At 76.6% G+C, this 12,208-nt stretch carries 6 protein-coding genes and 1 pseudogene; 2 read left to right on the top strand and 5 right to left on the bottom strand.

The features are described from left to right. A pseudogene (locus ACWEQL_RS08835) lies at positions 1 to 371 on the top strand (hypothetical protein); the annotation flags it as partial. A gap of 46 nt (positions 372 to 417) precedes the next feature. On the opposite strand, the gene ACWEQL_RS08840 reads toward ACWEQL_RS08835, so the two are convergent. After that, positions 418 to 1,227 (bottom strand): TrmH family RNA methyltransferase, encoded by an 810-nt coding sequence (locus tag ACWEQL_RS08840; protein ID WP_452149495.1) that lies wholly within the window; start codon positions 1,225 to 1,227, stop codon positions 418 to 420. Positions 1,228 to 1,314: 87 nt separating this feature from the next. On the opposite strand from ACWEQL_RS08840, the gene ACWEQL_RS08845 reads away from it, so the two are divergent. Further along, the gene (locus ACWEQL_RS08845; protein WP_452149496.1) at positions 1,315 to 4,065 is read left to right on the top strand and encodes a SpoIIE family protein phosphatase; all 2,751 of its coding nucleotides are present in this window, start codon (positions 1,315 to 1,317) and stop codon (positions 4,063 to 4,065) included. 67 nt (positions 4,066 to 4,132) lie between these two features. On the opposite strand, the gene cobA is transcribed toward ACWEQL_RS08845, so the two are convergent. From cobA to ACWEQL_RS08865, 4 genes are all read right to left on the bottom strand, one after another. After that, positions 4,133 to 5,386, bottom strand: a complete 1,254-nt coding sequence (cobA, locus tag ACWEQL_RS08850; RefSeq protein ID WP_452149497.1) for a uroporphyrinogen-III C-methyltransferase — start codon at positions 5,384 to 5,386, stop codon at positions 4,133 to 4,135. 98 nt (positions 5,387 to 5,484) lie between these two features. Continuing rightward, positions 5,485 to 9,510: a nicotinate-nucleotide--dimethylbenzimidazole phosphoribosyltransferase gene (cobT, locus tag ACWEQL_RS08855; RefSeq protein ID WP_452149498.1), complete on the bottom strand. Its 4,026-nt coding sequence runs from the start codon at positions 9,508 to 9,510 to the stop codon at positions 5,485 to 5,487. Positions 9,511 to 10,008: 498 nt separating this feature from the next. Beyond that, complete coding sequence (cbiE, locus tag ACWEQL_RS08860; RefSeq protein ID WP_452149499.1) at positions 10,009 to 11,319, bottom strand: precorrin-6y C5,15-methyltransferase (decarboxylating) subunit CbiE; 1,311 nt, start codon at positions 11,317 to 11,319, stop codon at positions 10,009 to 10,011. Between the two features lie 243 nt (positions 11,320 to 11,562). Continuing rightward, a complete protein-coding gene (locus ACWEQL_RS08865; protein ID WP_452149500.1) occupies positions 11,563 to 12,192 on the bottom strand; it encodes a GNAT family N-acetyltransferase in 630 nt (209 codons plus the stop codon). Between the last annotated feature and the right edge of the window lie 16 nt (positions 12,193 to 12,208).

Below are 12,208 nucleotides of genomic sequence, written 5' to 3' on the forward strand. Positions count from 1 at the left end.
GCCACCCCGAGCACCCGGCAGAAGCTGCTGCTGAAGATCGCCGACGCGGTCGAGGGGCCCGCTACCGGGGGGCGCCGGCGGCCCTGGTGGTGCTGCGCCGGGCCGAGGGCTCGGTGCCGGTGGACCTGGTCCAGCTGTTCACCTTCGCCGGTGACCAGCCGGTACCGGTGGCCGCCCGCTCCTCGGCCGCCGACCCGCAGGCCACCGCCGCGTGGCGGGTGGAGAACGGCGCCCTGGTGCGCGAGGAGCGGGTCGCGCAGACCGGCGCAGTCACCTCGACCCGCTACACGGTGCGGGCCGACGGCAGCCTGGACGAGTCCTGGCCGGGAGCCGGCACCTCCGGCGGCCAGTCCCCGGCGGTCCAGAACTAGGGTCCCGGCGGTCCGGAACCAGGGCCGGGACCCCGGTCGGGCCCGGTCAGCCCTCGGCGGTGACCGCGTAGAAGGCGACCGCGGCCGCGGCGCCCACGTTGAGCGAGTCGATGCCGTGGGCCATCGGGATGCGCACCGCCTGGTCGGCGGCGGCGAGGGCGGCCCGGGTCAGGCCGTCGCCCTCGGCACCGAGCATCAGCGCGGCTCTGGGGAGCTTGCGGGGGGCCGCCTCGGCGAGGTCCACGGCGGTGTCGGCCGGGGTGAGGGCGAGCAGCCGGAACCCGGCGGCGCGGACCGTGGCCAGGGCGGCCGGCCAGGGCTCCAGCCGGGCGTAGGGGACGGCGAAGACGGCGCCCATGGAGACCTTGACGGCCCGCCGGTAGAGCGGGTCCGCGCAGTCGGGCGACAGCAGGACGGCGTCCATGCCGAGCGCGGCGGCGCTGCGGAAGATCGCGCCCAGGTTGGTGTGGTCGACCAGGCCCTCCAGGACGGCGACCCGGCGGGCGCCGGCCAGCAGCTCGGCGGCGTCCGGCAGCGGGCGGCGCTCCATCGAGGCGAGCGCGCCGCGGTGGACGTGGTAGCCGGTGACGGCCTCGGCGAGGGCGGGTTCGACGATGTGGACGGGTGCCTCGGCGTCGGCGATGACGTCGGCCATCACGTCGAGCCACTTGGGGGTCAGCAGCATCGACCGCATCCGGTAGCCGGCGGCCAGCGCGCGGCGGATGACCTTCTCCCCCTCCGCGATGAACAGGCCCTCGGCGGGCTCCCGGCGGCGGCGCAGTTCGACGTCGGTGAGGCCGGTGTAGTCGCCGAGGCGGGGGTCGGCGGGGTCGGTGACGGTGCTGGGTTCGGACATCCTGCGATCTTGCCAAGCCGGGCGGACGGGGACAAACCCGGGTGGGCAGCCCTGGCACGCCCGGTGAGGGGAGTGCAAGGATGACGTATGGCCCGTTTCCCGGGCCGATCGTGGGCTCCGTCGGCGTCCGGTTCGCCCGTGCTCCCCGGCACCGCGGACCAGGCGGCGGAACGCCCACGGGGTCGGCACGAAGAGCGCAGGCCCGCGCGCCGGAGGCGGTCGGGCCGACGGTCCGTGGCGGGCCAGGTGTTCGCGCTGCAGGTCGTGGTGGTGCTGCTGCTGGCGGCGGCCGCCGCGGTGGCGCTGGTGCTCCAGTCGAACCACGACGCCGCGCAGGAGGCCCGCAACCGTTCGGTGGCGGTGGCGCAGACCTTCGCCAACTCCCCCGGGATGGCCGAGGCGCTGGCCTCGCCCGATCCGACGGCGGTCCTCCAGCCGAAGGCGGAGGCCGCGCGGGTCGGCTCGGGCGTGGACTTCATCGTGGTGATGAACACCGACGGCATCCGCTACACACACCCCAGACCGGACCGGATCGGCGGGCAGTTCGTCGGCACGATCGAGCCCGCGCTGCGCGGCGAGGTGGTGATCGAGGAGGTCGACGGCACGATCGGCCCGCTGGTGCAGGCCGTGGTACCGGTCCACGGACCGGCCGGCACGGTGATCGGGCTGGTCTCCTCGGGGATCACGATCGAGAACGTCAGCAGCGCCAGCGAGCGCCAGCTGCCGGTGATGCTGGGCGCGGCGGCGATCGCCCTCGGGCTGGCGACCTGCGGGACGGCGCTGATCAGCCGGCGGTTGAAGCGGCAGACCCACGGGCTGGGGCCGGCCGAGATGACCCGGATGTACGAGCACCACGCGGCGGTGCTGCACGCGGTGCGCGAGGGCGTACTGATCGTCGGGGGCGACGGACGGCTGCTGCTGTACAACGACGAGGCGCGCCGGCTGCTGGACCTGCCGGCGGACGCCGAGGGGCGGCCGGTGACGGAGCTGGGCCTGGACCCGGCGCCGCTGGAGCTGCTGACCGCGGACCGCGAGGTGACGGACGAGGTGGTGCTGGCCGGTGAGCGGCTGCTGGCGGTGAACGTCCGGCTCACCGAGCAGGTGGGCGGCCCGCCCGGCTGCGTGGCGACGCTGCGCGACTCGACCGAGCTGCTGGCGCTGTCGGGGCGGGCCGAGGTGGCCCAGCGGCGGCTGCGGCTGCTGTACGACGCGGGGGTGACGGTCGGCTCGACGCTGGACGTGACGCGCACCGCGCAGGAGCTGGCGCAGGTGGCGGTGCCGAGGTTCGCGGACTTCGTCAGCGTGGACCTGGCCGAACAGGTGCTGGAGGGCGACGAGCCACCGCCCGGGGCCATGCTGGGGCGGATGCGGCGGGCGGCGTTCGCGGCGGCACGGGAGGACGCGCCGTTCTACGCGGTGGGGACCGTGATCGAGGTCATGCCGGGCACGCCGCTGGCCGGGACGCTGGACAGCGGGAGGCCGGCGGTGGAGCCGCGGCTGGCGCAGTCGCGGGCGTGGCGGGAGCAGGACCCGGAAGGCGCGCGGCGGGTGCTGGAGTACGGGGTGCACTCGCTGGTGCGGGTGCCGTTGAAGGCGCGCGGGGTGCTGCTGGGCGTGGTGCGGTTCTGGCGGGCGGAGCGGTCGGAGCCGTTCGACGAGGACGATCTGACGCTGGCCGTGGAGATGGTGGCGCACGCGGCGGTCTGCATCGACAACGCCCGCCGGTACACCCGGGAGCACGCGATGGCGGTGACGCTGCAGCACAGTCTGCTGCCCCGCTCGCTGCCGGAGCAGAGCGCGCTGGAGGTGGCGCACCGCTACCTGCCGGCCCAGGCCGGGGTGGGCGGGGACTGGTTCGACGTGATCCCGCTCCCGGGTGCCCGGGTGGCGCTGGTGGTCGGCGACGTGGTGGGGCACGGGCTGCACGCGGCGGCGACGATGGGACGGCTGCGGACCGCGATCCACAACTTCTCGACCCTGGACCTGCCGCCGGACGAGCTGCTGGGACACCTGGACGAGCTGGTGAACCGGATCGACCTGGAGGAGACGGCGAGCGGCGGCGGGGCGGTGACCGGCGCGACCTGCCTGTACCTGATCTACGACCCGGTGACGCGGCGCTGCACGGTGGCGAGCGCCGGGCATCCGCCGCCGGCGCTGGTGCACCCGGACGGGCGGGTGGAGTTCCCGGAGCTGCCGACCGGGCCGCCGCTGGGGCTGGCGGTGCTGCCGTTCGAGACCGCGGAGCTGGAGCCGCCCGAGGGCAGCCGGCTGGTGCTCTACACGGACGGGCTGGTGGAGGACCGCGAGCGGGACATCGACGAGGGCCTGGAGCTGCTGCGCGCGGCGCTCGCCGGGCACCCGGGGCGTGCGCCGGAGCAGACCTGCGTGGACGTGCTGGGCGCGCTGCTGCCCGCGCACCCGCAGGACGACATCGCGCTGCTGGTGGCGCTCACCCTGGTGCTGCCGGCGGACCACGTGGCCGAGTGGGAGGTGCCGCAGGACCCGGCGGCGGTGGGCCCGGTGCGGCGGGCGGTGGCGGAGCGGCTGGAGCGGTGGGGGCTGGAGGAGACGGCGTTCGCCACCGAGCTGATCCTCAGCGAGCTGGTGACCAACGCGATCCGGTACGGCGGCGGGCCGATCCGGGTGCGGCTGCTGCGCGACCGGGCGCTGATCTGCGAGGTGTCGGACGGGTCCAGCACCTCGCCGCACCTGAAGTACGCGGCGACCACCGACGAGGGCGGACGCGGGCTGTTCCTGGTGGCCCAGTTCGCCGAGCGCTGGGGGACGCGCTACACGGCGAGCGGGAAGGTGATCTGGACGGAGCAGCCGCTGGAGTGAGCGGCCGCCCCGTCCGGCGATCGGGGTCCGGACGGTCGGGCTCCGGACGATGGAGGGGTCCGGGCGGTCAGACCCGGAAGGCGGCGGCCAGGACGTCGACCACCTCGCCGACCACGATCACGGCCGGCGGCTTGATCCCCTCGGCGGCCACCGTGGCGGCGACGGTGCCGAGGGTGGCGTCCACCCGGCGCTGGGCGGAGGTGGTGCCCTCCTGGACGACGGCGACCGGGGTGCCGGCCGGGCGACCGCACTCGACCAGCTTCGCGGCGATCTCGCCGATCTTGTCGACGGCCATCAGCAGCACCAGGGTGCCGGTCATCCGCGCGGCGGCCTCCCAGTTGACCAGCGAGCGCGGGTCGGAGGGGCCGACGTGGCCGGAGATGACGGTGAACTCGTGGGTCATCCCGCGGTGGGTGACCGGGACGCCGGCCGAGGCGGGGACGCTGATCGAACTGGAGATGCCGGGGACCACGGTCACCGGCAGCCCGGCCTCGGCGCAGGCCAGCAGCTCCTCGCCGCCGCGCCCGAAGACGTACGGGTCGCCGCCCTTGAGGCGGACCACGAACTTGCCGGCCTTGGCCTGCTCGATCAGGGTCCGGTTGATCGCCTCCTGCGCCATGAAGCGCCCGTACGGGATCTTGGAGGCGTCGATGACCTCGACGTGCTCGGGCAGCTCGGCGAGCAGCTCGCGCGGGGCGAGGCGGTCGGCGACCACCACGTCGGCGTCGGCGAGCAGCCGGCGGCCGCGCACGGTGATCAGGTCGGGATCGCCGGGACCGCCGCCGACCAGGGCCACCCCGGCACCGTGCGAACGGTACTGGCGGGCGGCCAGCGAGCCGTCGCGCAGGCCGTCCACGATGGAGTCGCGCAGGGCGGCGGAGTGCCGGGGGTCACCGGTGAGGACGGCCACCGTGGCTCCGGCGTCCCGGCCGCTGGCGGGGGTCCAGGCGGTGGCGGCGGCCGCGTCGTCGCTGCGGGCGCAGAACACCCGCTCGCGCTCGGCCTCGGCGCTGACGGCGACGTTGACGGCGGGGTCGTCGGTGGCCACCAGCGCGTACCAGGCGCCGGCGAGGTCGCCGTCCTGGTAGGGGCGGGCGTGCCAGGTGAGCTCGCCGGCGTCGGCCATGGCCTGCACGGCCGGGGTGGTGGAGGGCGATATCAGGTGCAGGTCGGCGCCGGTGGCGATCAGCGCGGGCAGCCGGCGCTGGGCGACGTGGCCGCCGCCGACGACGACCACGCGGCGGCCGGCGAGCAGCAGACCCACCGGGTACGGGGTACGGCCCTCGGTGCCGGGGTGCGGGTGCGGGGTGGGCGCGGTCATGGGCGGGACTCCTGTGGGTGAGGGTTGCGGGGGTACGGCGGTACCGCCCCGCGCACCGGCGCGCCCTCGGGCCGGTGCGGGAGCGGTACCAACGGACGTCAGGCCTTCTCGGTGACCCCGGCGGAGTCGAAGGTGGCTACATCGTGCATCGCCCGGGCCGCGCTCTGCACCAGCGGCAGGGCCAGCAGGGCGCCGGTGCCCTCGCCCAGGCGCAGGTCGAGATCGATCAGCGGACGCAGGCCCAGCTTGGCCAGCGCGGCCTGGTGGCCGGGCTCGGCCGAACGGTGGCCGGCGATGCACGCCGCCAGCACCTCGGGGGCGATCGCCTTGGCGGCCAGGGCGGCCGAACCGGCGATGACGCCGTCCAGGATGACCGGGGTGCGCAGCGAGGCCGCGCCGAGCAGGAACCCGGCGATCGCGGCGTGCTCCAGACCGCCGACGGCCGCCAGCACGCCGATCGGGTCGGACGGGTCCGGCCGGTGCAGGGCCAGCGCGGCCCGGATGACCTCGATCTTGCGGGCGTGCGTCGCGTCGTCGATGCCGGTGCCGCGGCCGGTCACCTCGGCCGGGTCCAGACCGGTGAAGACCGAGATCAGGGCGGCGGAGGCGGTGGTGTTGGCGATGCCCATGTCGCCGGTGACCAGGCCCTTGTTGCCGGCCGCGACCAGGTCGCGGGCGGTCTCGATGCCGATCTCGATGGCCTTGAGGGCCTCCTCGCGGGTCATCGCCGGGCCCTGGGTCATGTCCCCGGTGCCGGGCCGGACCTTGCGCGGCAGCAGACCGGTGGTGCGGCCCTGCTGGATCGCGTGCGGCAGCTCGGCGGCCACGCCGACGTCCACCACGCAGACCTCGGTGCCGATCTGCTTGGCGAAGGAGTTGACCACCGCTCCGCCGGCCAGGAAGTTGCCGACCATCTGGGCGGTGACCTCCTGCGGCCAGGGCGTGACGCCCTGCGCGTGCACGCCGTGGTCGCCCGCGAAGATCGCCACGCAGGCGGGCTCCGGGATCGGCGGCGGGCACTTGCGGGAGAGCCCGGACAACTGGGCGGAGATGATCTCCAGCATGCCGAGCGAGCCGGCCGGCTTGGTCATCCGCTTCTGGCGGTCCCAGGCCTCGCCGAGCGCCTTGGCGTCCAGCGGGCGGATGCCGCGCAGCGTCTCGGCGAGCAGGCTGTGCGGCTCCTCGCCGGGCAGCGCACGGTTGCCGTACTGCTCCTCGTGGACGACCCACGACAGCGGGCGCTTCTTGGCCCAGCCCTGCTGGAGCAGCTCCGGCTCGTCCGGGAACGCGTCGACGTAGCCGACGCACAGGTAGGCGACGACCTCCAGGTGCTCGGGCAGGCCGAGCTCCCGGACCATCTCCTCCTCGTCGAAGAAGCTCACCCAGCCGACGCCCAGGCCCTCCGCGCGGGCGGCCAGCCAGAGGTTCTCGACGGCGAGCGCGGCCGAGTACGGGGCCATCTGCGGCTGGGTGTGCCGGCCCAGGGTGTGCCGGCCGCCGCGGGTGCGGTCGGCGGTCACCACGATGTTGACCGGCGTCTCCAGGATCGCCTCGGTCTTGATTTCCTTGAACTGCTTCGCCCGGCCCTTGGGCAGCGAGTCGGCGTACGCCTCGCGCTGGCGCTCGGCCAGCTGGTGCATCTTGCGGCGGGTCTTCGCGGAGCGGATCACCACGAAGTCCCACGGCTGGGAGTAGCCGACGCTGGGCGCGGTGTGGGCCGCCTCCAGGACGCGGATCAGCACCTCGTGCGGGATCGGGTCCGGGCGGAAGCCGTTGCGGATGTCGCGGCGCTCGCGGATCACCTGGTGGACGGCCTCGCGGCCGGCGTCGTCGTACCCGGCGGCGGGCGGGCCGGCGGGCTCGGCGGGCTGCTCCTCGACGGGCCCGTCCTCGGCGGCGGGCTCCTGGGCGGCGGGCTCCTCGACGGGGACGACCTCGGCGGCTGCCGCCTCGGCCTCCGCCTCGGCCTCCGCCTCGGGGGTCTCGGCGGCGGGCGCCTCGGTGGGCTCGGCGGCCTCGGCGGTGTCGGGGGCCTCGGTGGGCTCCTCGGCGACCGCCCCGGGGGCCGGGGCCTCGATGGCCTGCTCCTCGGCGGCGGGCTGCTCGGCGGCCACGGGCTCCGCCTCGGCAACCGGCTGTTCCGGGGCCTGCCCGGCAGCCTCGGCGCTCTCGGCGGGCTCGACGGCCTCCACCGCCGCCACGGCCTCCGCGGCTTCGGCGGGGGCGGCGGCCTCCACCGGCTCCGCCTGGGCGTCCGGGGCGGCCACGGCCTGGCCGGACGGCATCTCGCCGGTACCGGCGGCGGTCTCGGCGGCGGCCTGCTCGACGCCGGGCTCGGCGGCGACGGGCTCGACGGCGACCGGCTCGACGGATACGGGCTCGGCGTTCTCCACCGCGACGGCCTCGGCGGGGACGGCCTCCGGCGCCTGGTCCACGGCGGCGGGCGCCTCGGGCGCCTCGGCGACGGGCGCGGCGGCCTCCTCGGCGGGCTGCTCCACGGCCTGCTCCACCGCGGCGGCCTCCGCCTCGACGGGGACCTCGGTGGGCTCGACGGCCTCGGCGGGGGCCTCGACCGGCGCCTCGGCGACCGGCTGCACCTCCACCGGCGCCTCGACCGCTATGGGCGGCTCCTGGCCGGGCTCCGGCTGCTCGGCGACGACCGGCTCGACCTGCGGCAGGCCGTGCGGGGTCGGCGCGGCCAGGAACGCCGAGATGCGCCGCGGCTGACCCGCCTGCGGCGCGGACTGGACGACCTGGGCGGCCTCCGGCACGGGCTGCTCGACGACCTCGGCGACGGGCTGCTCCGGGGCGGCCTCCTCGGCCGGCGCCCCGGCGGCGACCTCCGCGACCTCGACGACCGGCTGGGCCTCGACGACCGGCTGGGCCTCCGCGCCCGCCGCGGCCTCGACGACCTCGGCGGGAGCGACCTCGGCCACCTGGGCGTCGGTCACCTGGGCGTCGGCCGGCACGGCCTCGGCCACCGGCTCGGCCACGACGGCCTGCGGGAGCTGCTCGGCCTGCGGGGCCTGCTCGACCGGCTGGGCCTGCGGCTCCACCGGCTGGACGGCCTCCATCGGCTGGACGGCCTCCACCGGCTGCGCGACCGGCTGCACCGGGACGGCCTGCGGCACCTCGACCTGCGGCGCCTGGACCTGCGGCGCCTGGACCTGGGGGGCCTGCGGCTGCGCCGGCACCTGCGCCTGCGGCGCGACCTGGACCTGCTGCGGCACCTGGACGACCGGCGGGGCGGCCTGCGCCATGACCGGCACCCCGTGCGCCGGCGTGGCGCCCTGCGAGGGCCCGCGGTCGGCGAGCGAGCGGACCGGCACCTGGCCGGTCATCAGCGACGGGTCCGGGATCGGCGGGCCGGCGTGCAGCGGGCGGCGCGGCGGCTGAACGGCCGTCAGCGGGTCGCCGCCCTGCGTCGGCGGGGCGAGCGGCTGCGCCGTCTGCGGCTGGGCCTGGGCGGCCGGGTCGACGGCGCCCTGCACCGGCGGGTCCAGCGGCGGCCAGGACGGCTCCACCGGGGTGCCCGGGGCGCCGGCCTGCTCCTCGGCGGCGGAGGCGGCGCGCAGCGGTACGGCGGCGCCCGGGGCCAGGTGCTCGGCCCCCTGCTCGGCGGTGGCCGGCTCGCCCCAGCTGCCCTGCGGGCCGGGCATCAGCAGGACGTCGTCCTCGTCGTCGAGCGGGTCCGGCTGGTCGGGCTGGTCGAGGAAGTGGAAGGCGGGCCGGTGCGGCGGGACGTCGGAGCCCCAGCCGGTGGCGGTGTAGCCCTGCGGGTCGAGGCCGTAGCCCTGGCCGTCCACGGCGTAGCCCTGGGCGTCGGTGACGTAGCCCTGCGCCCCGACGGCGAAGCCGTGGCCGTCGGTGGCGTAACCCTGGACCCCCATCGGGTAGGCCTGGGCGTCGGTGACGTAGCCCTGCCCGGGCAGCGGCGTGCCGGGGGCCATCGGCACCGCGCCACCGTCCGGCGTCATCACGGTGCCCGGCGCCATGCCCGGCACGGGCGTGACGCCCTGCACGGGTGCGACGGCCGCGGCGCCCTCCGGGCCGCCGAGCGGGTCGGGCCCGGCGAGCAGGTGCTCCGGCAGTCCCTCGTTCGGGACGTGGCCGCCATCGGTCATGTCAAAGCTCCTTCCAGGCCGCTGCCGCGCCCTCGGCGACGCGATCACCGACCGCAGCGCCCATCCTCCGCACGGGACGGCCTTGCACCGGCCCGCCCCACAACCACACGTGGCCGCCGCGCCGGAGCGCTGCGGCCTGAGTCCTTCCGGCGCGCTGCGGCACCCCGGCCCGCGCACCACCCGCGAGGGACGGCGCGCCATCTGAAACAACGACAGCCCGGGGCAACCGGCACGACCGCACCGGACCCTACGGCATTCTCCCGGTCCGACGCCCGGCCCGTCGAATTGCCCACACTCCGAGCCGCGATTGGTCGCATCACGTCAAAAAAGGCGACAACCCCCCAGGTCCGACAGGTCACCGGCCTCCGCAGCCACCTAGGACGCCACACTACCGGCCTGGAGGTGCCACCTCTCGAATCAGTGTCCGGATGCGACCGGGATCACCGCCGGCGCCCGGCCGCGGGCCCGCGCGGGCACCGCGCCTTCACAGGATCCGCGTCACGGCCGCCGCTCGCCCCACAGCAGCAGCACGCCCGGCTCCCCCGCGCCCAGGGCGAGCCCGCCGGGGGCGCCGTCGGGCGCGGAGAGCGGCGTGGCCTGCAGCAACGCGCCGTCGGCCCGGTAGCCGGCGGCGGCGATCGCCCGGCGGTGGGCCTCGGCCTCGCCGAGGGTCCGGGCCAGGGCGACCACCCGCTCCGGGCGGCGGGCGAGAACGGCGCGGACGACCTCCGGGCCGCCCGCCTCGACCACGGCCACGTCCGGTTCCGGCAGGCCGCCCAGCACCTCGGGACCGGTGCCGTGGACGGTCTCCACCTCGACGCCGAAGCGGCGGGCGTTGACGGCGATCCGGGCGCAGGCCGAGCGGGAGGCCTCGACGGCGACGACGGCGGCGCCGAAGCGGGCGGTCTCCACCGCGAGCGCCCCGCTGCCGGCCCCGACGCACCAGACCAGGTCTCCGGGGCGGGCACCGAGACGGGCGAGCACCAGCGCACGGGCGTGCGCCGGGAGCGCATCCGTACCACCGGCGGCATCCTCCGTGCGCCCGGCGCCCGGGGCGGCCCCCGCGCCCGGGGTCGCGCCCGCGCCCGCGCCGGTGCCCGTGTAGACGTCCCGGGCGAGCGCCCAGCCGCGCTCCGGGCCCGGGTAGCCCAGCGGGCGGCCGGCCAGCCAGCCGGCGGCCTCGTCGGACGGGCCGGGCCGGGCGTTGCCGCCGCCGATCACCAGCACCACGTTGGGGTCGCGCCAGGTGTGGTCGGCGACCCGGTCGGAGGTGAGGACGGTGACGTCCTCCTCGGGGGTACCCAGCGCCTCGCAGACCACGAAGGTGCGGTGCACCCCGCGCAGCATCAGGGCCAGCTCGCCGGGGCCGGCGCCGGGCGCGGTGATCACCGCGACCTTGGAGTGGGCCCGGCAGATGTTGGCCGCGCGACGCAGCCGGCCGCCGTGGGCGCTGACCACCTGGGCGTCCTCCCAGGGCATCCCGGCGCGGGCGAAGGCGGTGGCGACCGAGGAGACGGCGGGCAGCACCTCCAGTTCGAGGCCGTACTCGGGGCGGCGCAGGGTGCGGACCACGCCGAAGAAACCCGGGTCGCCCTCGGCGACCACCACGGCGGTGCCCCGGTGCGCGGCCATCCGGCGCGCGGCACGGCGGAGGTCGCCGAGGGCGATCCGTTCGGCACCGGGCGGCACCGGGAGGGCGTCGAGTTGATAGGGGGCGCCGGCCACCAGTGTCGCCGCGGCGAGGGCCGCGCCCGCGGCCTCGGTCAGCGGTGTGCCGTCCCACCCGATGACCGTGATCCGGTCAGCCATCTGCGGCCGTTCTCCTCGCCTCGTCCCCTGCGTACGCGCAGCTCCCCCCGCGTACGTACGGTGCGTGCCACGTGCACCGGAGCAGAGGCTACCCGGTGCGATCCCGCCGCCGCGGACAGGTCGCACACATGTCCGCCACGCGCCCTCCGCGGGCCGCGGCGGACGCGCGACACCCGGGACGGTCCGGGACCGGCGGGCGGCGGGCCGGGGCGGGCCTCGGGCCGGGGCGGGCGGCGGGCGCGGTCAGTCGCGCAGCGCGTACCGCTGCTCGCCGGGCCAGGCGTGCTCCTGCGGGTTCTCCATGTCCTCCGGCAACAGGCTCCAGAGGATCAGGTCGCTACGGCTCTCTTCGGTCACCGTGCCGGACTCGCCGCGCACTATCCAGGCGCTGCGCAGCACGCCCTCGCTGATGCCGCCGATCTTCTGGGCGACCTGCTGGGCGGCGGTGTTGCCGGCGGCGGTGCGCAGCTCCAGGCGCAGGAAGCCGCGGTCCTCGAAGAGCCACTGGGCGACGCCGAGGACGGCCTCCGGGGCGTAGCCCTCGCCGCGTGCCCAGGGGGCGGTGACGTAGGCGACCTCGGTGGAGCGCAGCCGCCAGTCGGTGTTGCGCAGTTCGACGAGGCCGACGACGCGCTGGGTGAGGTGCTCGGTGACGGCGAAGACGATCCCGCGCCCCTCGGTGCGGTGGGCGGGGGCGAGGGTGCGGGCGAGCTCGACGGCGTACGCCTCGGTGAAGGGCTGCGGGACGTCGGTCCAGGCCAGGACCAGTTCGTCGGCCATCATGGCGACCAGGCCGGGGGCGTCGTCGTCCGCAAGGGGGCGCAGCAGCAACCGTTCGGTGCTGATGGCGGTCTCGGGGAAGCTCGCTGCCATGCCGTCTCTCCTCGCC

The sequence above is a fragment of the Kitasatospora sp. NPDC004240 genome, from assembly GCF_053603215.1.

What these genes read in the sequence shown, in the direction of transcription:
- ACWEQL_RS08840 (WP_452149495.1), bottom strand. Translation starts at nt 1,227, where the DNA reads ATGTCCGAACCCAGCACCGTCACCGACCCCGCCGACCCCCGCCTCGGC.
- ACWEQL_RS08845 (WP_452149496.1), top strand. Translation starts at nt 1,315, where the DNA reads ATGGCCCGTTTCCCGGGCCGATCGTGGGCTCCGTCGGCGTCCGGTTCG.
- cobA (WP_452149497.1), bottom strand. Translation starts at nt 5,386, where the DNA reads ATGACCGCGCCCACCCCGCACCCGCACCCCGGCACCGAGGGCCGTACC.
- cobT (WP_452149498.1), bottom strand. Translation starts at nt 9,510, where the DNA reads ATGACCGATGGCGGCCACGTCCCGAACGAGGGACTGCCGGAGCACCTG.
- cbiE (WP_452149499.1), bottom strand. Translation starts at nt 11,319, where the DNA reads ATGGCTGACCGGATCACGGTCATCGGGTGGGACGGCACACCGCTGACC.
- ACWEQL_RS08865 (WP_452149500.1), bottom strand. Translation starts at nt 12,192, where the DNA reads ATGGCAGCGAGCTTCCCCGAGACCGCCATCAGCACCGAACGGTTGCTG.